The 21,863-nt window shown below is 56.3% G+C and carries 17 protein-coding genes; 8 read left to right on the top strand and 9 right to left on the bottom strand.

Annotation, left to right across the window (positions count from 1 at the left end; all coding sequences use genetic code 11):
- Nucleotides 1-9 precede the first annotated feature (9 nt).
- Nucleotides 10-1,722, top strand: a complete 1,713-nt coding sequence (gene fruA / locus RZ35_RS11270) for a PTS fructose transporter subunit IIBC (protein WP_051625557.1) — start codon at nucleotides 10-12, stop codon at nucleotides 1,720-1,722.
- 158 nt (nucleotides 1,723-1,880) lie between these two features.
- On the opposite strand, the gene nfo is transcribed toward fruA, so the two are convergent.
- Both nfo and RZ35_RS11280 read right to left on the bottom strand, forming a co-directional pair.
- Complete coding sequence (gene nfo / locus RZ35_RS11275; RefSeq protein WP_026743399.1) at nucleotides 1,881-2,732, bottom strand: deoxyribonuclease IV; 852 nt, start codon at nucleotides 2,730-2,732, stop codon at nucleotides 1,881-1,883.
- Between the two features lie 113 nt (nucleotides 2,733-2,845).
- Nucleotides 2,846-3,925 carry a YeiH family protein gene (locus RZ35_RS11280; RefSeq protein ID WP_051625558.1) on the bottom strand — a complete coding sequence of 360 codons (1,080 nt, stop codon included), beginning with the start codon at nucleotides 3,923-3,925 and terminating at the stop codon, nucleotides 2,846-2,848.
- 112 nt (nucleotides 3,926-4,037) lie between these two features.
- Between RZ35_RS11280 and yieE the strand changes: the two genes are divergently transcribed.
- A complete protein-coding gene (gene yieE / locus RZ35_RS11285; RefSeq protein WP_026743401.1) occupies nucleotides 4,038-4,922 on the top strand; it encodes a DNA-binding transcriptional regulator YeiE in 885 nt (294 codons plus the stop codon).
- 180 nt (nucleotides 4,923-5,102) lie between these two features.
- Entirely contained in the window at nucleotides 5,103-6,575 is a 1,473-nt protein-coding gene (locus RZ35_RS11290) for an amino acid permease (protein ID WP_026743402.1), read from the top strand.
- Nucleotides 6,576-6,778: 203 nt separating this feature from the next.
- Here the strand turns inward: RZ35_RS11290 and RZ35_RS11295 are convergent, their stop codons facing one another.
- The 3 genes from RZ35_RS11295 to RZ35_RS11305 form a co-directional block, all read right to left on the bottom strand.
- The gene (locus RZ35_RS11295; RefSeq protein WP_026743403.1) at nucleotides 6,779-7,969 is read right to left on the bottom strand and encodes a sugar transporter; all 1,191 of its coding nucleotides are present in this window, start codon (nucleotides 7,967-7,969) and stop codon (nucleotides 6,779-6,781) included.
- Nucleotides 7,970-8,170: 201 nt separating this feature from the next.
- The gene (locus tag RZ35_RS11300; RefSeq protein WP_235195113.1) at nucleotides 8,171-9,091 is read right to left on the bottom strand and encodes an ABC transporter permease; all 921 of its coding nucleotides are present in this window, start codon (nucleotides 9,089-9,091) and stop codon (nucleotides 8,171-8,173) included.
- Between the two features lie 71 nt (nucleotides 9,092-9,162).
- Nucleotides 9,163-10,674, bottom strand: coding sequence for a sugar ABC transporter ATP-binding protein (locus RZ35_RS11305; RefSeq protein ID WP_026743405.1), 1,512 nt, complete (start codon nucleotides 10,672-10,674; stop codon nucleotides 9,163-9,165).
- Nucleotides 10,675-10,940: 266 nt separating this feature from the next.
- On the opposite strand from RZ35_RS11305, the gene RZ35_RS11310 reads away from it, so the two are divergent.
- Nucleotides 10,941-12,029, top strand: a complete 1,089-nt coding sequence (locus RZ35_RS11310; protein WP_026743406.1) for an oxidoreductase — start codon at nucleotides 10,941-10,943, stop codon at nucleotides 12,027-12,029.
- Nucleotides 12,030-12,066: 37 nt separating this feature from the next.
- Here RZ35_RS11310 and RZ35_RS11315 read toward each other — a convergent pair whose 3' ends face one another.
- The 4 genes from RZ35_RS11315 to RZ35_RS11330 all read right to left on the bottom strand — a co-directional run bounded on the left by RZ35_RS11315 (nucleotide 12,067) and on the right by RZ35_RS11330 (nucleotide 15,418).
- Entirely contained in the window at nucleotides 12,067-12,279 is a 213-nt protein-coding gene (locus RZ35_RS11315; protein WP_026743407.1) for a KTSC domain-containing protein, read from the bottom strand.
- Between the two features lie 203 nt (nucleotides 12,280-12,482).
- On the bottom strand, nucleotides 12,483-13,325 hold the full coding sequence (gene fghA, locus RZ35_RS11320) for an S-formylglutathione hydrolase (protein WP_026743408.1): 843 nt from the start codon (nucleotides 13,323-13,325) through the stop codon (nucleotides 12,483-12,485).
- A 17-nt stretch (nucleotides 13,326-13,342) separates the two neighbouring features.
- On the bottom strand, nucleotides 13,343-14,464 hold the full coding sequence (locus RZ35_RS11325) for an S-(hydroxymethyl)glutathione dehydrogenase/class III alcohol dehydrogenase (protein WP_026743409.1): 1,122 nt from the start codon (nucleotides 14,462-14,464) through the stop codon (nucleotides 13,343-13,345).
- A 90-nt stretch (nucleotides 14,465-14,554) separates the two neighbouring features.
- The gene (locus RZ35_RS11330; protein ID WP_026743410.1) at nucleotides 14,555-15,418 is read right to left on the bottom strand and encodes a LysR family transcriptional regulator; all 864 of its coding nucleotides are present in this window, start codon (nucleotides 15,416-15,418) and stop codon (nucleotides 14,555-14,557) included.
- Between the two features lie 215 nt (nucleotides 15,419-15,633).
- Here RZ35_RS11330 and RZ35_RS11335 point away from each other — a divergent pair, with 215 nt between their 5' ends.
- The 4 genes from RZ35_RS11335 (at nucleotide 15,634) to RZ35_RS11350 (ending at nucleotide 21,611) form a co-directional block, all read left to right on the top strand.
- Entirely contained in the window at nucleotides 15,634-16,752 is a 1,119-nt protein-coding gene (locus RZ35_RS11335) for an alkene reductase (RefSeq protein ID WP_026743411.1), read from the top strand.
- A gap of 63 nt (nucleotides 16,753-16,815) precedes the next feature.
- Nucleotides 16,816-17,154, top strand: coding sequence for an ArsR/SmtB family transcription factor (locus RZ35_RS11340; protein ID WP_026743412.1), 339 nt, complete (start codon nucleotides 16,816-16,818; stop codon nucleotides 17,152-17,154).
- A 675-nt stretch (nucleotides 17,155-17,829) separates the two neighbouring features.
- Nucleotides 17,830-19,518, top strand: a complete 1,689-nt coding sequence (locus RZ35_RS11345; RefSeq protein WP_026743413.1) for a methyl-accepting chemotaxis protein — start codon at nucleotides 17,830-17,832, stop codon at nucleotides 19,516-19,518.
- A gap of 425 nt (nucleotides 19,519-19,943) precedes the next feature.
- Nucleotides 19,944-21,611, top strand: coding sequence for a methyl-accepting chemotaxis protein (locus tag RZ35_RS11350; protein WP_026743414.1), 1,668 nt, complete (start codon nucleotides 19,944-19,946; stop codon nucleotides 21,609-21,611).
- Nucleotides 21,612-21,863: the final 252 nt, after the last annotated feature.

Here is a 21,863-nt window from a genome sequence, read left to right on the forward strand (position 1 = left end):
AGAAGCACAATGAAAACGCTGCTGATATTCGACAAGTCATTAGGAAGAGTCAAAAGCAGATTGGTGCACAACCAGCTTGGCGCCGCCGTATCGAAAGCGGGACTCACGCTGACGGAACAGCCAACTGAGGCTGAACTGGTCGTCGTGGTTGGCGGTCAACAGGCGGACAGCGCGCTGAACGGGAAAAAGGTGTTTTTCGCGGATGTCGCGCAGGCGCTGAGTCAGCCGGAGGCGTTGCTGGAACAAGCCAAGTCGGAGGCCGCGCCTTATCAGGCGAGCGCCGCGGCAACGACGAAGGCGCCATCCAACGCCGCATCGACCGGCGTGACCCGCGTGGTCGCCGTCACCGCGTGTCCGACCGGCGTCGCTCATACGTTTATGGCGGCGGAAGCCATCGAGACGGAAGCGAAGAAGCGCGGCTGGTGGGTCAAAGTCGAAACGCGCGGATCCGTTGGCGCGGGTAACCCTATTACGCCAGAAGAGGTTGACCAGGCGGACGTGGTGATCGTCGCTGCCGATATTGAAGTCGACCTCAGCAAGTTCGCTGGCAAGAAGATGTATCGCACCTCGACGGGTCTGGCGCTGAAAAAAACCGCACAGGAGTTAGATAAGGCGCTGGCGGAAGCGAGCGTCTATCAGCCGTCTGGACAGTCCGGCGCCCCGGCTGCTGGCGGTAAAAAGGGTGGGACGGGGCCTTACAGCCACTTGCTGACCGGGGTGTCTTACATGCTGCCGATGGTCGTGGCCGGTGGGTTGTGTATTGCCCTGTCCTTCGTGTTCGGCATTGAGGCGTTCAAGCAGGAAGGGACCTTGGCTGCGGCGCTGATGAAGATCGGGGGCGGTTCCGCTTTTGCGCTGATGGTGCCGGTGCTGGCCGGTTATATCGCCTTTTCCATCGCAGACCGACCGGGGTTGACGCCGGGTCTGGTCGGCGGGATGCTGGCCGTGAGCACTGGCGCAGGATTTATCGGTGGGATCATCGCCGGGTTCCTGGCCGGTTATTTGGCTCGTGCGATCAATAATCATGTCAAGCTACCGCAAAGTCTCACGGCACTGAAGCCCATACTGATTATCCCGCTGATAGCGACGCTGATTACCGGCTTGGTCATGGTTTATGTGGTCGGCACCCCGGTCGCTAAAATCCTGACGGGACTGACTTCCTGGTTGCAGTCAATGGGCACGGCGAACGCGGTCATTCTCGGCGCGGTATTGGGCGGCATGATGTGTACGGATATGGGCGGGCCGGTGAACAAGGTAGCTTACGTCTTTGGCACGACGCTGCTGAGTAGCCAGGTTTATGCACCGATGGCGGCCGTGATGGCTGGCGGGATGGTGCCACCGTTGGCGATGGGGCTGGCGACGCTGCTGGCGGGTAAGAAATTTACTCCACCCGAGCGCGAAGGAGGCAAGGCTGCGCTGGTGCTGGGGATGTGTTTCATTTCCGAAGGCGCAATCCCTTACGCTGCGCGAGACCCAATGCGCGTACTGCCATGTTGTATTGTCGGCGGCGCATTGACCGGCGCGCTGTCTATGGCGGTAGGCGCCAAGCTGATGGCCCCGCATGGTGGTCTGTTTGTGCTGTTGATTCCGGGAGCGATTACGCCCGTTATCGGGTATCTGCTCTCTATTATCGCGGGTACGGTGGTCAGCGGCGTGCTGTACGCACTGCTGAAACGGCCAGAACCCACCGCGTCGGTGCCGGCGCAGAGTGAACACGTCTGAGTTAGGCCCAAGAGACAATAAGGATGTTGATGGTAAACGCCAGTCCGTAGACTGGCGTTTTTTTTGGGGGAAACGATGAGTGAGGACGCCATTCGTCGCGCAGGACGGCGGGTTGGCGGAATCATCTTGAGATGCGTCCCCGGTTAAGGGGACGTGGCTCAGCGTTCAGCGCGCTGCTGGGACTTCAGCCATGCAATTTCGTCCGGCCAGATATCGGGATTCACCGTTTCCAGAATCAGGGGAATACCATCGAATCGGGGATCGCGCATGATGTAGCTGAAAACCGGTTTGCCGATGTTACCTTCGCCCAGGCTATGGTGACGGTCGACTCGACTATTGAATTCGCTTTTCGCGTCGTTGAGATGCATCCCTCGGAGATATTGGAAACCAACCACCTTTTCCAGCTCATCGAAAGTGCGCTGGCAATCTTCTTCTGTGCGCAGGTCGTAGCCCGCGGCAAAGGCGTGGCAGGTATCAATGCAAAAACCGACCCGGCTTTTGTCTTCAACCTGATCGATGATTTCGGCCAGATGCTCGAATCGAAAACCGAGGTTGCTGCCTTGTCCCGCCGTATTTTCAATCACGGCGGTGACCCCTTCAGTGACATCCAGCGCCATGTTGATGGACTCGGCGATGCGCGAAAGGCAGCGGCTTTCGTCAATCTGCTGCAGATGGCTGCCGGGGTGAAAGTTCAGCAGCGTCAGCCCCAGTTGCTGACAGCGACTCAGCTCGTCGATAAACGCGGCACGTGACTTTTCTAGCGCCTCTTCAACGGGGTGACCCAGGTTAATCAGATAGCTGTCGTGGGGCAGGATCTGAGCCGGGGTGTAATGATATTGCTCACAGGCAGACTTGAAGCGGTCGATCACGTCCGGGGTTAACGGCGCGGCGCGCCACTGACGCTGGTTTTTAGTAAACAGCGCAAATGCCGTTGCTTCGATCTCGTGTGCGCGGATGACGGCTTGATCAACGCCGCCTGCTGCACTGACGTGAGCACCTACGNATTTCATTCTTCTCTCCTTTATGTCGGAACGCCCCGGCGGGATGGATACCGCAGGGCGTCGCCTGGCGAGCGCATTATGACATTATCGCCACCGGGGACGGCAAGTCCGGCGTGTCCGAATCAGGAAAACAGATGCATCACGCCCAGATTGATCGCGCCGCCCCCGACGATCAGCCAGATAAACAGCAGCAATGCCAACAGCACCGGCTTGATGCCCGCCTGTCTGAGCATCTGGACGCGAGTGGCGATCCCGAGCGCCACCATCGCCATCGTCAGCAGCATTCCGTCGAGCTTGACCAGCGTGTTTACCCAACTGACGGGCAATAGGGATAGCGAGTTAAACCCCGCGACCAAAATAAACACGACGGCAAACCAGGGAAACAGCATGGGTGCGGATTCCTCCGCATCGACACCCGCCAGACGCTGCCGTTTCAGCCACAGGCCAAGTAAAAATAGAAAGGGCGCCAACATCATTACGCGCAGCATTTTAGCGATGACCGCCATGCTTTCTGCCTCGTTATTAATCGCATGGCCCGCAGCGACCACCTGAGCAACTTCATGCAGCGTCGAACCGATATAGACGCCAAACGTCTGCGCCGTAAATGGCACGATATGGCTGAAAGGGAAATGCGCGAAGAACCAAGGGTAAACAAACATGGCCGTCGTGCCGAATATCACCACGGTGGAAACCGCCACGGCGACTTTATCCGCGTTGGCTTTTAGCACGGGCGCGGTCGCCAATACCGCCGCCGCGCCGCAGATGCTGCTGCCTGCGCCGACGAGCAATACCGTCTGCGTGTCCAGTTTGAACCAGCGGCGGCCCAGCCAGCAGGCTAAGAGCAGCGTAGAGGACACGGTGAGGATGTCGATCATCAGCCCGCGAGGCCCGATGGCGGCGATTTGCACGACACTGAGTTTGAATCCATAAAGCACGATCCCCAGACGTAGCAGATGATGCTTCGTCCACTGTACGCCCGCATCGCACGACGCCTGCACCCACGGATAGAGCGTATTGCCCAGCACCATCCCCAGCAGGATCGCCAGCGTCAGGGAGCCAAGCCCCCAACGGCTGATCGCGGGGAGATCCGCCAGCCACAAGACGGCCAGCGAGATCAGACCTATTGCGAGAATGCCAGGCAAGCGCTGTTGCGCGGTAAATGTGGCGGGAACGGCCCGAAGGCGGGCCAGGAATATCTGCATAGCATGTACCTTGTGACGGGATCTCTTGGGGTCACAGCCTATGCGCCGCGTGCTTAAAATAGAAATTGATTATATATTTATAACCTATGAGTATTAACGATAAGAGCGCACTATGCACATCACCTTACGTCAGCTTGAAGTCTTTACCGAGGTTTTGAAGACGGGGTCGACGACGCAGGCTTCCGTCGCGCTGGCGTTGTCGCAATCGGCCGTCAGCGCGGCACTGTCCGATTTGGAAGGGCATCTGGGCGTACAGCTTTTCGACCGGGTCGGTAAGCGGCTGGTGGTCAATGAGCACGGACGATTGCTGTTCCCAAAGGCATTGGCGCTGCTGGAACAGTCTTCGGAGATCGAACAGCTGTTTCGCCGTGACGTCGGCGCCCTACGCATTTACGCCAGTAGTACCATCGGCAACTATCTGATGCCGGCGATCATCGCTCGCTATCGCCGCGATGCGCCTGACACGCCGCTGGAGTTGCAGGTCGGCAACACCCAGGACGTCGTCAATGCGGTGTCGCAGTTCAGCGTGGACCTCGGATTGATCGAAGGGCCGTGCCATCATCCGGACTTGATCACGCAGTCCTGGGTCGAGGATGAGCTGGTCGTGTTCTGTGCCGCCGACAGCCCGCTGGCCAGTCAGGGGCCGGTGACCCTGGAGGCGCTCGCGAATGCGCCATGGATTCTGCGCGAGCAGGGTTCGGGAACGCGTGAAGTGCTGGACCATTTGCTGCTAAACAGACTGCCGCATTTCCAACTGATGATGGAGCTGGGCAATTCGGAGGCGATCAAACACGCGGTGCGCTACGGTATGGGAATCAGCTGCCTGTCCCGTCATGTCATTGCCGATCAGTTGGCGTCGGGCGCATTGGTGGAGCTGGAGGTGCCGCTGCATAACCTCAATCGCACACTCTATATGGTCCACCATCGGCAAAAGCATCTTTCCAATGTGCTGTGCCGTTTTCTGGATTACTGTCGTCAGCCGGTCAGCAAAGCGTAATGGCCGTTATCGCTCATGGACTACTGGGCGGCTAATGATTGTCTCTGTGGAGCATAAATAGCTGTTTCTTATAATCAGAGATGGGTTATTAACCTCTCTTATGATTAGCGATTCCCACTACCCAGCCGGGGGGTATTTGTTACAATTCGGCCTCAATTTTATCGGCCAAGCGGAATCAAGATGGCTCAACACGATACTCAGACCCCATCACAAGGGGGCAGAACGCTACGCCGTGAACTTAAAGCACGGCATCTTACGATGATCGCCATTGGCGGTTCGATCGGGACAGGACTCTTCGTGGCCTCCGGGGCCACGGTCGCGCAGGCCGGACCGGGCGGAGCGCTGTTGTCTTATGTGCTCATTGGTTTGATGGTCTACTTCCTGATGACCAGCCTCGGGGAACTGGCGGCCTTCATGCCGGTCTCCGGCTCTTTCTCGACCTATGGCGCATGCTATGTGGAAGAGGGATTCGGCTTCGCCCTGGGCTGGAACTACTGGTACAACTGGGCGGTGACTATCGCCGTCGATCTGGTTGCAGCGCAGCTGGTGATGGGCTACTGGTATCCCGATGTGCCGGGCTGGATTTGGAGCGCGCTATTCCTGACCGTGATCTTCCTGCTGAACTACATCTCCGTGAAAGGGTTTGGCGAAGCAGAGTATTGGTTCTCCCTCATCAAAGTCGTCACCGTGCTGGTGTTTATCGGCGTGGGCGTGCTGATGATTGTCGGTATCTTGAGAGGGGGAGAGCACGCGGGCCTGCATAACTGGGAAATTGGCGATGCGCCTTTTGCGGGCGGTTTCTCGGCGATGATCGGCGTCGCGATGATCGTGGGCTTCTCCTTCCAGGGAACGGAGCTGATTGGGATTGCCGCCGGTGAATCCAAAGATCCGCAGAAGAATATTCCTCGTGCCATCCGTCAGGTGTTCTGGCGTATCCTGCTGTTTTATGTGTTCGCCATCCTCATCATCAGCCTGATTATTCCTTACACCGACCCGAACCTACTGCGTACCGATGTCAAAGACATCAGCGTCAGTCCGTTCACGCTGGTCTTCCAGAACGCCGGTCTGCTGTCTGCCGCCGCGGTAATGAACGCCGTCATACTGACGGCCGTGCTGTCCGCAGGGAACTCTGGTATGTATGCCTCAACGCGAATGCTGTTCACGCTGGCGCGGGAAGGTAAAGCGCCGGCGATTTTCGGCCAGCTATCCCGTGGGGGCGTGCCGCGCAACGCGCTTTATGCGACGACCGTTGTGGCCGCATTGTGTTTCCTGACGTCCATGTTCGGTAATCAGACAGTCTATCTGTGGTTACTAAACACTTCGGGCATGACCGGTTTTATCGCGTGGCTCGGCATCGCCATCAGCCACTACCGCTTCCGTCGCGGTTACATCAAGCAGGGCGGTGATTTGACGGCATTACCGTATCTGTCCAGCTTCTTCCCGCTGGGGCCGATCTTCGCGTTCGTGCTGTGCCTGATTATCACGTTGGGACAGAACTATCAGGCGTTTCTGGCGGACAACATTGATTGGTACGGCGTGGCGGCAACCTACATTGGCATTCCTTTGTTCCTGTTAATCTGGTTCAGCTACAAGCTGGTAAAACGGACGCGCTTTGTGAAATACGCCGATATGGTCTTTCCGCGCTATAAGTAACCCCGTCAGGGAACATGACTGAAAAAGCCGGTCGCACGCTTCGTGTTGACCGGCTTTTTTATGGGCGTTGAGGGGGCGCTAGGTAGCGATGGCGTCGGCGTGAGAAAGGGAGGGCTGTCTGCGGACAATCAGTACAGGAGGGNTGAAAGAAGGGAGGAGAAACTCCGGCCCGCGGGGAGCCGGAGGAGGATGTTCGTGAGCCGTCAGACGGCGGGATGCCTTTCCGGACGGGTGCGGCGATAGTACGAGTACAGAATCCACGCCAGCGGCAGTAACGCCAGCGGCGCCGCCACATACCCGATCGTACTCATGCCCAAATAGAGACTGACTTTACTGCCGAGCAGGGCGCCGGCGCCGATGCCCAGGTTATACAGGCCCGAGAAGATGGACATTGCCACGTCGCTGGCATCGGGAGCAAGGCTCAGAACGTTGGTCTGCATCGCCAGACCAATCCCCATGACCGCCATGCCCCATACCATACACAAAATAATCATGCCGGATTCGTAGCCGGCGGCAGGCAGCAGCAGCAACAGCGAAAGCACCAGCAGTCCAATCGCGCTGAGCAGAAAACCGGTCGGATGTTTGTCGCTGTAGCGGCTATACAGCACGCTGCCGAGAATGCCCGCAGCCCCGAATAGCAGCAGGATCAGCGTGGTGAAGTTTTCCGACTGACCGGCCACATTCTGGATAAACGGTTCAATATAGCTGTAAGCCGTGAAGTGCGCGGTGACCAGAATGACGATCAGCACATACACCGTCACCAGCTCCGGACGCTTGAACAGCATGGGAACGCTGGCCAGCGAGCCAGAGTGTTCGCTTGGCAGACGCGGCAACAGTCGCGCCAGCAGGATCAGCGAAATCGTGGCGCCGACAGCAATCACCATGAAGGTCACGCGCCAGCCCAGCAGCTGGCCGACAACACGACCCATCGGCAGGCCCAGCNCCATCGCCAGCGCCGTACCCGTGGCGAGCATACTCAATGCGGCCGCACGTTTTCCCGGCGGCGCCATGCGGATCGCCAGCGAGGCGGTAATCGACCAGAACACTGAGTGCGCCAGCGCCACTCCGGCGCGGGAAATCACCAGCACGGTGAAGTTCCAGGCCATCGCCGATAGCACATGGCTGGCGATAAACAGACAAAACACGCCGATCAGCAGTTTGCGTCGCTCGATGCCGCTGGTTAGCAGCATGCAGATCAAGGACGCCAGGGTGACAATCCAGGCGTAGATGGTAATCATCAGCCCGACTTCTTCTGTCTTCATGGCAAAACTCTGCGCTATGCCGCTGAGAAGTCCGACTGGGATAAATTCTGTGGTATTAAAAATAAATGCTGCAACAGATAGCGTAATGACACGCATCCAGGCTGTGGAGCGTGATGGAGCGGCGGATTCCATAAATGTTTCTCGAGATTAATAAGGGCGGACGCGCTTATTTTAGACAAAGAGGTAAAAGAATACGATGTAGTTCACAATTTTGTATGAATTTTTTTAAGCGAAATGTGTGCTTTATAACGAGAATTTAACCGGTTTGTGCAATAACAGGCGTGGTTACCGGCGTATCAATCTGAAAAGGCTTTTGATACGCCGGAACGGCGCTTACCGCTTTTGGAAGTAGGTCATCGCCAGTGCGGCGGCGAGCACCAGCCCTTTGATGATGTCCATCGCGTAATAGGGCACGGACAGCATGACCAGACCATTCTGCAACACGCCCAGCAGCACGGCCCCGACCAGCGTGCCTAGTGCGTTCGGTTTGCCGGAACCGGCGAGCGAGAAACCGATATAGGCGGCCGCCACGGCATCCATCAGGTAGCCGCCGCCGGCATTGACCTGAGAAGAACCGATGCGCGATGCCAGCAAGATACCGCCCAGCGCGGCCAACAGTGAGGAGAATACGTAGGCCAACACCCGGTAACGCGCGGTGCGAATACCCGCGAGACGCGCGGCTTCGGGATTACCGCCGATGGCATACATCCGACGCCCGTGTTGGGTCAGTGAGAGGTACAGTTGTACGACGACGGTGACCACCAGCATGATCACGACGATGGTGGGCACCTGCCCGAGGGTGGAGAAAAACGCCGGGATCAGACCTTCCGCCATTTCTCCGCTGGGTAAAACCATGTTTTGGGTGATGGAGCCGCCGTAGCTATAGGTCATCGCGACGCCTTGAATTACAAACAGACTCGCCAGGGTCGCCAGCATGTCCGGAATGCGCAGAATGACGATCAGGAAGGCGTTGAATAATCCCACCAGCATGCACAGCGCCAGCGTCAGCAAAATCGCGCCCGTCGTGCCGAAGCCGTACCAGACGAACAGCGAAACCACCAGCGCGTTAGCCAGCGAGGCCGTTGACCCCACAGACAGGTCGAAGCCGCCGACAGACAGTGACAGCGACACGCCGATCGCGATCACCGTCACAATGGCGATGGAGCGTAGGATGTTGATGATGTTGTACGGGTCGAGGAAATTATCTGATGCCAGTCCAAACAGCACCACCAGCGCGACAACGGTCAGCAGCATGCCCCATTTGTACAGGAAATCGAACAGACGATTAAAGGCAGGGAAATCCCCGTTAGATGAATGTGGCTGACTCACGCAGGAGTTCCTCCGGTTGAATACAATAAAAGCGTTTCTTCGTCCGTCGTCGCGGCGTCCAGTTCCGCTACGATACGGCCGTCCCACAGCACGCAGATGCGATCGCACAGCCCCACCAGTTCGGAAAATTCGCCCGAGGCGTAAATGATGCCTTTCCCCTGACGCGACAGCTCACCTATCAAACTAAACAAATCCTGCTTGGCTTTGATGTCCACGCCTTTGGTCGGTTCGTCGAAAATCAGCACCTGCATATCACTGCGCATCCATTTACCGATGGCGACCTTTTGCTGGTTGCCCCCGGATAATCGACGAATGGTCTGCTGCGGCCCTCGGGTACGAATGTCGAGCTGCCGGATCAATGTTTTCGCCCAGGCGGCGGCCTGACGTCCACTGAACACGCCCCAACGGGAAAAGCTGTCGCTGGCGGCGATACTCAGGTTCATGGACACGGTGTCATCAATGAAAATGCCTTCCTTGCGGCGCTCTTCCGGCACCAGTGCGATCCCGGCAGAGACCGCGTGGGCAGGCGTACGGGGCTTCCAGGGCTTTCCCCGATATTCTCCCGCGTTAATGCGACAGCGGCTCGCCCCAAACAGCGCCTTGCACAGCTCAGTCTTTCCGGCGCCCGCCAGACCGGCAATGCCCAGAATTTCGCCTTTGCGCAGCGTCAAAGAGATATCCTGCAGCAACATGTCGTCATGCAGGCCTTCAACGCGCAACAGCGTCTCGTCATGCGTCAGTGGTGAGCGAGGCGGGAAGATGTCGGTTAACTGATGGCCGAGCATATTTTCAACGATCTGTTCGCCGCTCAGCCCTTGCATCGGCGTACGGCTAACGAATTCGCCGTCGCGCAGAACCGTCAGCGTGTCGCAAATCGCTTTCAGTTCGTGAATGCGGTGGGAGATAAACACGATGCCGATGCCCTCTGCCTGCAGGCGACGCACAACGGCAAAGAGCCGTTCGCTCTCCTCCTGGTCCAGCGGCGCCGTCGGCTCGTCGAGGATCAGAAAACGGCAGTCATGCGATAGCGCGCGCGCCAGCAAGACCTGCTGTTTTTCAGCCAGCGTGCAGCACTCCATGCGGCGACGCACGTTGAGATCTATCCCCAACTGAGTCAACAGCGCGGCGGCTTGACGGCGAATGCGCGCCCAGCTCAGGCCGTGGCCGTTTTGCGCCAGGGTGTCCAGCATGATGTTTTCCGCGACCGAGAGCGTCGGCACTAGCGCCGCGTCGACTTCCTGCTGAACCAGATGAATGCCATACCGCTTCGCATCGCGCGGGGAGTGGATAGAGACGGCTTCGCCGTCCAGCAAAATGTCGCCGGTATAGCGGTCGTGCGACCCCGACAGAATCGCCATCAGGGTGGATTTTCCGGCGCCGTTAGCGCCCGTTAGAGCGTGGATAGAACCGCCCTCCAGGGCAAACTGCACCTGTTTTAACGCCGTGAAACCGGCAAAGGAGATGGAAATGCCGCGCATTTCCAAACGTGAACGGTGAGCTATGGACATAACTACGGCAACTCGTCTCGGCGATAAGGGATAGTGGCGTTAGCTGGCTGAAAATTAACACACTTTTGGGTGATAAAGAATGCAGAATAGCGGGGATCCGCGCCGCCTTTAAAAATGAAAAAGCATAACTTAAGCAAAAAAGTGATTAAGAATAGGACCGGATGATTTTAAGATGTGTTGACGGTCTGACGATAAACCACGCCATCGGAGTGACCGCCCCGCCGTCATAAAAGGCCAACACGCTGTAACGCAAGGAATAACCGATAATGAGCACAACACCTATCCGCGTCCAGGTTGGGCCGGCGAATTATTTTTCCTTTCCAGGGGCTATCGACAAGCTGACTGAATTCTATCCTACGCCGATGCTTGAACGGGCGCTATGGATCCACGGCGAGCGTGCGTTGAACGCCGCAAAGCCATATTTGCCCGCCGAAATTGCGGCGGAGAGCGTGAAACAGGCGCAGTTTGCCGCACATTGCAGTGAAAGCGAGGTCGAGAGATTAGTCACCTTGGCGGGCGACGATCGTACTGTCGTTATCGGCGTCGGCGGCGGGGCGGTGCTGGATACCGCTAAAGTGGTGGCGCGGCGTCTGGGTGTACCGCTGGTGGCGATCCCGACTATCGCGGCGACCTGCGCGGCGTGGACGCCGCTGTCCGTCTGGTATAACGATGAGGGACAGGCGTTACGGTTCGAAATTTTCGAAGACGCCAACCACATGGTCTTGGTGGAGCCGCGTATTATCCTGTCTGCCCCGGTGGACTATCTGCTGGCCGGTATCGGCGATACGCTCGCCAAGTGGTACGAAGCCGTGGTGCTCAGCCCCCGCCCGGAAACGCTGCCGCTGACCGTTCGGCTGGGGTTGCAGACGGCATTGGACATTCGCAACGTGTTGCTGCGACAAAGCGAAGCCGCGCTGAAGGCGGTTGAATCGGGAACGATCAATCAGAACTTTCTGGACGTGGTCGAAGCGATTATCGCCGGCGGCGGGATGGTCGGCGGTTTGGGCGAGCGCTACACGCGCGTGGCGGCGGCGCATGCGGTGCATAATGGTCTGACGGTGTTGCCGCACACGGAGCGTTTTCTTCATGGCACCAAGGTGGCCTACGGCATTCTGGTGCAGTGCGCGCTGTTGGATGATACCGATGCGTTGCTTGAGCTTAGCGCGGCGTTTCGTCTGATGGGGTTGCCCACCACGCTGGCCGATCTGGCGATAGACATTAACGACACGGCGGCGATGAACGCGATTGTCGCTCGTACGCTACAGCCGGGCGAATCCATCTACTATGTACCCGTGGCGCTGGATGAGGCGCGTCTGCTGATGGCGTTCAGGCGGGTGGAGTCCGGGAACGGGTGAGATTAATGAAGGCAGGGCGGTTTCCCGCCCTGAATGATTACTGCAGTTTTTCGTAGGGAAATGAGTTTTTGATGTAGCGAGAGTAATAGCTGCCTTTTGAGTTCGAGGCGAGTAGCTCTTCATAGATCATGCGCGCGACGCCTCGATACTGGTACAGGCTTCCATTAAGAAATTCGATTTCGAGAATGCTGGTCTCAGCATCGTAGCCGACGGCAAACAGATCGGCGGATGAAACACGCTTACGTTGCAAATTGGTCACTCCCTGTTAGCTGCGCAGCATTACCGCCTGGAACCGAGGGCGTTCAGCAATGCTGTGACTGTGTGTGTCTTATTTTATCTACGGAACGGGCCTGCAAGGCAGAGCGCTGGGATCCGGAAAATCGGCCTGACGCCGCCAGACCTCAGAACAGCTAAGCCTGTCTGTGCCCGTGCAGGTATTAAACCCCTCTGACCTTATTGCTGCAAGAATTTCCCGTGGAAACGCAGGTGATCTTCGATGAAGCTGGCGATGAAAAAATAGCTGTGATCATAGCCCGGCTGCATGCGCAGCGTCAGCGGCCACTGTCGCTGGCGGGCGATCGCTTCCAGCGCCTGCGGCTGTAGCTGCTCAGGCAGGAACGGGTCGTCCTCGCCCTGATCGATCAGTATCGGCAGCGGATGCTCGCTGGTGGCCAGCAGGTGGCAACTGTCGTAGTCGCGCCACCGCTTTTCGTCCTGACCCAGATAGGCGCTGAAGGCTTTGCGCCCCCAGGGCACCGCGCTGGGGTTGACGATAGGCGCGAAAGCCGACGCCGAACGATAGCGTCCCGGATGGCGCAGCGCGAGCATCAGCGCGCCGTGGCCGCCCATCGAATGACCGCTGATGGACTGACGGTCGCTGACGTTGACATGCTGCTGAATCAGCGCCGGCAGTTCATCACTGAGGTAGTCGAACATCCGGTAGTGCGATGCCCACGGCGCTTCGGTCGCGTTAACGTAAAAACCTGCGCCCTGACCCAAATCGTACCCGCTGTCGTCGGCGACCGCCTCGCCGCGGGGGCTGGTGTCCGGGATGACCAGCGCCAATCCTAGCTCGGCCGCGACGCGCTGCGCTCCGGATTTGACCGCGAAGTTTTCATCGGTGCAGGTCAATCCAGACAGCCAGTACAGCACCGGCGGTGGCGTATTATCCGCCGTCGGCGGCAGATAAAGGCTAAACGTCATCTCGCACTGCAAAACGGCAGAGGTGTGACGGTAACGCTGTTGCCAGCCGCCGAACAGGCGGTGTTGCTCAAGAAGTTCCAGTGGCGCAGTCATGATGGGGCGACCTCAGCTTAATTAAAGTGAATCACGGTACGAATAGACTTACCTTCATGCATCAAGTCGAAGGCGTCGTTGATGTCTTCCAGCTTCATCGTATGAGTGATGAAGTCGGTCAGCGGGAATTCGCCATTCAGATAGCGCTGCACGATATCCGGCAGCTGGCTGCGGCCTTTTACGCCGCCGAAGGCGGAGCCTCGCCATACTCGACCGGTCACTAACTGGAACGGACGGGTTGAGATCTCTTCGCCCGCCCCGGCGACGCCGATGATCACGGATTCACCCCAGCCTTTATGGCAGCACTCCAGCGCCGAACGCATGACATTTACGTTGCCAATGCACTCGAAGGAGTAATCGACGCCGCCGTCGGTCATCTCGACGATGACGTCCTGAATCGGTTTGTCATACTCTTTCGGGTTCACCAGTTCCGTCGCGCCCAGTTTACGCGCCAGCTCGAACTTGCTGGTGTTGATGTCGATGCCAATGATTCGTCCCGCGCCAGCCATTTTCGCCCCGATAATGGCAGAGAGGCCGATGCCGCCCAGACCGAATACCGCCACGGTGTCACCTGGCTGAACTTTCGCCGTATTGGTGACGGCGCCCATGCCGGTCGTGACACCACAACCCAGCAGGCAGACTTCTTCCAGCGGTGCTTCAGGGCTGATTTTCGCCAGCGAAATTTCCGGAACCACGGTGTGTTCGGCGAAGGTCGACGTTCCCATGTAATGGAAAATGGGCTGGCCGTCTTTCGAGAATCGCGTGGTGCCGTCCGGCATTAGGCCCTTGCCCTGCGTCGTGCGAATTGCCTGGCACAGGTTGGTTTTGCCCGAACGACAGAACTTACATTCTCCGCATTCCGGCGTGTAGAGCGGAATGACATGATCGCCGACGGCGACGCTGGTGACGCCTTCGCCGACGGCTTCGACGATCCCTGCGCCCTCGTGACCAAGGATCGCCGGGAACACGCCTTCGGGATCTTTACCGGACAGGGTATAGGCGTCGGTGTGGCAAACGCCGCTGGCGATGATGCGGACCAGGACTTCGCCTTTTTGCGGCGGCATCAAATCGACTTCTTCAATGGACAATGGCTGGTTGGGGCCCCAGGCGACGGCGGCACGGGTTTTAATGGTTTGCATGGTGAATTCCTGTATCAATGACCCGCGGTAATTTCACGGGGTCGTTATGGGTCACGATGAGGTCGCCCAGCGACCTCGCGAAAAGGCTTACTATGAGAATCGTTTAATCATCAGTTTTTTCAAGGCTTCGACGTTGGGACCAAACGCATCCCGACGCCATACCAGTTCGACGGCGATATCGGCGACCGTCTCAGGAAGCAAATGGACCTGAACCTGGCTGCCGCCGGGGATCGCGTTCAATACAGACTGAGGCAGAAATGCCGCTCCGGTCCCGCCGGCGACGCTCGCCACCAGCGTGCTGAGCGAGTTCACTGTGTTCCACGGGCCTGATAGCGTGCTCTGACCGCGGCTCCAGTCGGTGAGACGAGACCGGTAATCGCTGGCATCGGCGGCTTGCAGGATCACTGCGCCGTCCAAATCTTTGGCCTGATTCACCGCCGGGTGTTGGCGAGAGGTAATGAGTACCAGGCGATCGCTCACTATCCGACAGTGGTGTAGCGCTTCGTTATCGATGGGACAACTGACCAGCGCGGCGGCCAGATCGCCGTGACTGACTTCATCCAACAATTGCGATCCGGCGGCGCATTTCAGCGAGATCGCCACCTGTGGGAATCGAGAGTGAAATTGTGCCAATAGCTCGGGCAACCACAGCAGGGCGGCGGGTTCTTCTGTGCCCAACACTAACTGCCCCCCTGGCGCGCCGCTGTGACTCATCGTTAACGCTTCATCGCTCAACGCGAGAATTTTGCGGGCGTACCCAAGAAAATTGTGTCCGGCTGGCGATAGCCGCAGGCGTTGTTTTTCGCGGATGAACAGATCGGTGCCGAGTTCTAACTCCAACTGACGTAACCGCGTTGTCAGATTAGAAGGAACCCGCTGTAGTTGCTCGGCGGCGCGAGCCATGGAGCCGCTATCGGCAACCAGACAAAACATGCGGAGTTGGGTAAGGTCCATATTCTCTATTCGTGAACAAGTCTATCCAATTGGTTTTGATAAACTGAATAGTATAGATTGATTTACATGGTTGCAATGTTTCTTAACTATTTAGGATACATTGCCAAATTCGAGGCGGGAGGCAAAAGGTGAAAAAGATGGCGTCATATCATTACATTTAAATCTATAAATGTGTTAGGGTGGCGAACTTCTTTCAACGATATTGGAAAAAAATGATGTCTGAACATTCACTGTTTACTCCCCTGAACTTGGGTGATCTCACGCTACGCAACCGTATTGCCCTGCCGCCGCTGACCCGCTCCCGCAGCACCCAGCCCGGCGATATCCCCAACGACCTGATGGCAACCTACTACCGCCAGCGCGCCACCGCCGGCTTTATGGTGACGGAAGGCAGCCAGATTGAACCTCAAGGGCAGGGCTATGCCTGGACGCCCGGTATTTACAATGCGGAGCAGGTGGCGGGCTGGCGTAAGGTGACCGACGCGGTGCATGAAGAGGGCGGCGTGATTTTTTGCCAGCTATGGCACGTGGGCCGCGTTTCCCATACGTCGCTACAGCCGGGTGACGCAGCGCCGGTCGCTCCGTCTGCACTGCGGGCCGAAAATGTCAAAGTCTTTATTGAAACCGGGCCGGGCACCGGCACGCTGGCGGATCCCAGTATGCCCCGCGCCCTGTCGACGGATGAAGTCAAGGCGCTAGTGCAGCAGTATCGCAAAGCAGCTGAAAATGCGCGGGACGCGGGCTTCGACGGCGTCGAACTGCATGCCGCCAATGGTTACCTGATCAATCAGTTCATCTCTCACCATACCAACCAGCGTACCGATGAGTACGGCGGCTCGCTGACCAACCGTTTGCGGTTCCTGAAAGAAGTGACCGAAGCCGTCATCGACGTTTTCGGCGCGTCACGGGTCGGCGTGCGTTTTGCGCCGCTGTTCGAAACCACAGATGAAGAGCGCGTGTATCTGGGGCTGGTGGAAAACGATCCGCACCACACCTATGTGTCAGCGGCGGCCATGCTGCAGTCAATGGGGATCGCCTATCTGTCTATCGCCGAAGCCGATTGGGAGAACAATCCCGAGTTGCCGGAAACGTTCCGTCAGGCGCTGCGCGAAACCTTCTTGGGCGTAATCATGTATGCAGGGAAATACACCCAACAAAAAGCGGAACGTATGTTGGCGAAGGGATACGGCGATCTGTTCGGCTTCGGCCGTACCTTTATCGCCAACCCGGATTTGCCGCACCGTATCCGGCATGGATTGGCATTAAATGCCGTCGATGCAGGCACGCTATATGGTGGAACGGATAAAGGTTATATTGACTATCCGTCGAGCTAAGAGTAATTAAGCGGGCGGCATCTGATGAGATGCCGCTGACTATGACAACAAGGTGAACGAATTATGGGCTTAAATGAGGCGCTCAAGGCTTTTTCTCATCCTACGCGCAGAGCTATTCTGGCCTGGCTGAAAGACCCCGATACCGCATTCGCCGATGAGACGCAGCTCTACGACTATCAGCGATATGGCGTATGCGCGAGTCTGATTCAGAAAAAAGCGGGCTTATCGCAGCCAGCCACCTCGCTATGCCTCAAAAGTTTGCAGGAACTGGGCGTGGTTGAAGCCACCAAGGTCGGCATCTGGACCTACTATAAACGTAACGAAGGTCGTATATCCGACATTATGACGGCGTTGATCGCCGATCTGGGCGTGACCATTGCAGACGACGAGCCTACGCGTTAATCCCCTCTATTCCCCCCTTCGTTTTATTTCCGCCATCATAGGACACGGTCTTTATTTCAATGGCCGTGGGTTAAAGATTAAGTCCATGGGTTGGTTCTGGGCACGTTGCGACTTTATTAATAGGGCGAGAACACTAAACACTCCGAAGCGATAAGCTGTAGCGCGTTAATCTTACGAGGATTGATAAAAATACCAGTAACGTGAGTGATTATCTTTACCTATTTCAGCGAATTCTAACTCCGTGGATTTATCTCGTGCGTAATAAGCGCAATGCATAAAATACCGGTCAAATTAATCTAAAGTGGAAATCTATCCTTTTAATTCACCGGTAGTAAGTATTTGTTTTTTCAATAATGAATAAAAATAGTATCAAGACCCCCGTTTCAGCACGAGAATTCTGCAATTGACCTCCACCTTCATATCCTTTTTCATCATTGATAATACTATCAAAAATAATAACTAACCTAATCGCTAGGTCGATATATACTAGCCGCGTCATTTGTTACTTGTATGGTCCATTTAAGGAAAAATGGAACGGCCAGGCGACCTCGCCAGCAAGCGACAACATACAGCACCTGTCATTCCTTTTAATAAAATAACGTTTTACAGATTAATAGCCCGTGTTGTTTATCAGTACGGTCATGAAATCGTTAGTAAAACATACGGAGTTTATTTATGAGCTTTCTGAAGAATGTCACTATCAGGGCTATGATGTTAATCATACTGGGTATATTCCTTGTCCTTTGGGTCGGTGTATCCTTATTTACCGTTTCAGAATTCAATAAAATGGAGTCTCTGCTTGAGGTCAATCAGTCGCAGAAAAAAAGCTATCTGTTACTGGTGAAAGGGGGCGATCACTATTTTCGTGCCGTGACGCGTATGCTGAGAAGCGCTGATTATGTGCAGCTGGGTGATGCGGCAACCGCGAAAACCCTGCTGGATTCAGCCGGCGCTGCCATAAAAAGCACCCAGGGTGCGCTGGACCAGTTCCGCCAAAGCGATCCGCTTGACGTGGACCCCGCGTTGTTTACTCAGACCGCATCTACCTGGTCTTCGCTTATCGAGTCTGGAATTAACCCTATGTTCGCCGCATTGCAGGCTGGCCGTATCGACGAATTCCGGCAGATTTACCGCGTGACGTATCCTTCCCTGAGCGTCAGCTTTGCGGCTAATTCGGATCACTTTGCCGAGGTGTTGCAGGGCAACCGAGCTATCGACGACGTTCATGCGATGACCTCGATGAACAAACGCATACTGATCGTGACGATGGTGCTGGGCCTGATCATTCTGATTACCAGCGACCGTTATCTGGTCAACTATCTGGTGAAACCGATCAATCAGCTGAAGTCGCACCTTGAACGTTTGAGCGAAGGTCAACTGAGCCACCATTTGACTGAGTTTGGCCGCAACTGCGCCGGTCAGCTGTTCCCGCACGTAACCTTTTTGCAAAACAGCCTGCGGTCAACAGTGAGCACTATCCGCGATAGCGCCTTCTCCATTCATCAAGGCTCCAGCGAGATTCGCATGGGCAACAACGATCTGTCCGCGCGTACCGAACAGCAGGCCGCCGCGTTGCAGGAAACGGCGGCCAGCATGGAAGAGCTTAGTTCGACCGTGAAAATGAACGCCGAAAACGTCCATCAGGCCAGCAAATTGGCGCAAGAAGCGTCTATCGTCGCGCGCAAAGGCGGCGAGATCACGGATGAAGTCGTGGGGACGATGGATGACATTACGACCAGTTCCCGGAAGATTGCGGATATCACCAGCGTCATCAACGGCATCGCGTTCCAGACCAATATTTTGGCGTTGAATGCGGCGGTGGAAGCGGCCAGAGCCGGTGAACAAGGGCGTGGTTTCGCCGTAGTAGCGGGGGAAGTCCGCAATCTGGCGCAGCGTAGCGCTCAGGCGGCCAAAGAGATTGAAAGTCTGATCGCCGAATCCGTATCGCGTATCGATATCGGTTCCAGCCAGGTGAAGAAAGCCGGCGAAGCGATGGGCACCATTATTACCTCGATTACCCACGTCAACGACCTGATTGGGGAAATCGCCTCGGCTTCAGATGAGCAGAGCCGCGGTATCGAGCAGGTCGGCACGGCGGTGACGCAAATGGATGGGGTGACTCAGCAAAATGCCGCGCTGGNGCAGGAAGCCACCGCCGCCGCAGGATCTCTGGAGGAACAGGCGCGTCATCTGACCGATGCCGTGGCGGTCTTCAAACTGGATAACGAAGCGCGTCCGGCCTCGGGTCGCGTCCCAAACGGTCAGGCGCTAAAACGCCCAGCGCTGAGCCAAACGCCGGCATTGGTTGCAATACCCGTCGCCAGCAAGACGCAAAACAATCATGACGACTGGGAGCAGTTTTAATTTTGGTTGTTAATCTGTACCGTTAAGCGCNCTGGTTTCACCAGTGCGTTTCTTTATTCCTCTCTATCTTTCCGTGCTCGCCATATAACGCTGACGGCAAAAAACCGTACAGCGAAAAATAGTCGTTTTTCGCAGCTCTCATTATCGCTTTGGATAAAAGCGTGGCGATGAATACCCCTTTTTATATCCATGCCTATACTTAGTGCACTAAAACCCGGCAGGTGTCTGAGACGGTTGTCCCATCGCCGTTCACGCCTGGACGTATTTCTCAGATGGGGGTTAAATCAGATAGTTAAGGCATGCAGCAGGGCGGCGCTTGACGTGTCTTAACCGGGTTAATCATCGCGGTACATTCGTTTAACGAAAAGAAAGAATATTGTTCGCGTCAGGGCGCGGACCTATTAAAGACTCTCATGGGGTGGGATATGCATTTTCTGAAAAACATCAGCATACATGCGATGGTATTAGCCATTGTGGGCACACTGATCGTGATATGGGGTATCGCGTCTGGATTTAGTATTTATTCTCTGAATCAAGCGACGAATTTACTGACGCAGGGCGAGGAGCAGAAAAAAGATTACTCCTTTTTAATTTACGGCAATGACCAATATTTTCGCGCCGTGATCCGTTTGGAACGCGCGATGGATTATATGCAGGATAACGATCAGGTTAACGCTAAAAAAACGATGGATATGGCGCAGGCCGCTATTCAGAATACGAAAACAGCGCTTGAGAACTTCAAAAATTCCCAACACCTCGGGATTGAACCCACCACGTCAAGCGGAGTTTACACCACCTGGGAAAAGGTGATCACGGATGCGGTAGACCCCATGAATGCCGCACTTCAGCGCAACGATATCTCAAGTTTCCGCACGCTGTTCCGCGAAGTGTTTCCGCCGATGGCTTGGACGTTCAGCGATGAGCTGAAAAAATACAGCGACGAGATGTCGGCCTCCAAAATCATTCCTTCCATCAATGAACATAACGTTCGCAACCGCAATACGATTATCATCGTGCTGCTGGCCGGGATCATGGTGCTGATCTTTACCGAATATTATCTGCGCAACTATCTGGTCAAGCCGATTGAGGTGATCAAATCGCATCTGGCGCAGCTGACGGCAGGGCGTCTGGGTTGCGAACTGATTGAGTTCGGACGCAACTGCGCCGGTCGGTTAATCCCGGACATCAAACTTTTGCAATCGCGACTGCGCGATACTGTGACCGCTATTCGCGATACCNCCCGTTCCATTGACCATGGAACATCGGAAATCAGAGTGGGTAGCGACGACTTGTCTCGGCGTACAGAACAACAGGCGGCGGCGTTGCAGGAGACGGCGGCCAGCATGGAACAGCTAAGCTCGACCGTAAAACACAATGCGGAGAATGTGCATCAAGCGCGTCTTCTGGCGCAGGACGCCGCAGGCGTGGCCAAGAAAGGGGGCGAAATCAGCAGCAACGTTGCCAAGACGATGGCGAAAATCACCTCCAGCTCCAGTAAAATTTCAGACATTACCAACGTGATTAACGGCATTGCGTTCCAGACCAACATTCTGGCGTTGAATGCGGCGGTGGAAGCCGCGCGCGGCGGCGAGCAGGGACGGGGATTCGCCGTCGTGGCGAGTGAGGTTCGCAGTCTCGCGCAGCGCAGCGCCCAGGCCGCGAAGGAGATCGCGGAGTTAATCGCAGAGTCGGAAGTGAATGTGCAGGTGGGGGACAAGCAGGTGCAGCAGTCTGCCGAGGCGATGCAAACCATCATCACGGCGATTGCCCACGTCAGCGATCTGATCGGCGAAATCAATGCCGCCACCGACGAGCAAACTCAGGGGATTACTCAGGTCGGCCAGGCCGTACATGAACTGGACGGCGTGACGCAACAAAATGCCGCGCTGGTGCAAGAGTCGACCGCGGCCGTCACGCAGTTGGATCAGCAGTCGCACGATCTGGCGAAGGTGGTCGATCTCTTCCAGTTAGAAGATGACGATTGTCCTAATTCGACAACCCGCATCCCGACGGTAAAATCGACACCAACATCAGCGGTGAAACTTCTGACCGCGACGCGAACGAACAGCGATGACGGCTGGGAAAAATTCTAAACATCGCGCACCCGGTTATTCGGCTATTTACAACGAGCCGGATAACCGTTGTTCCCCTGTTGGCGGTCGTCACCCTTCATTGCTTGCAGCAATTTCATCAATCACGATACACAATCACTGGATCATCGCCTAACTCTCCATTAGGCTGTGTCCCTCGTTAAATTGCGCGCTTTCGCGCAGGGTGCATCCGTCAGTGGCACTGTATTGATCGTGTGTGCAGTCGTCAATTCCACGGCCTGTTGCGGGCAACGC

Origin of the sequence: Lonsdalea quercina subsp. quercina, from assembly GCF_000688655.1 — a bacterium.
In the GTDB taxonomy this organism is placed as follows: domain Bacteria; phylum Pseudomonadota; class Gammaproteobacteria; order Enterobacterales; family Enterobacteriaceae; genus Lonsdalea; species Lonsdalea quercina.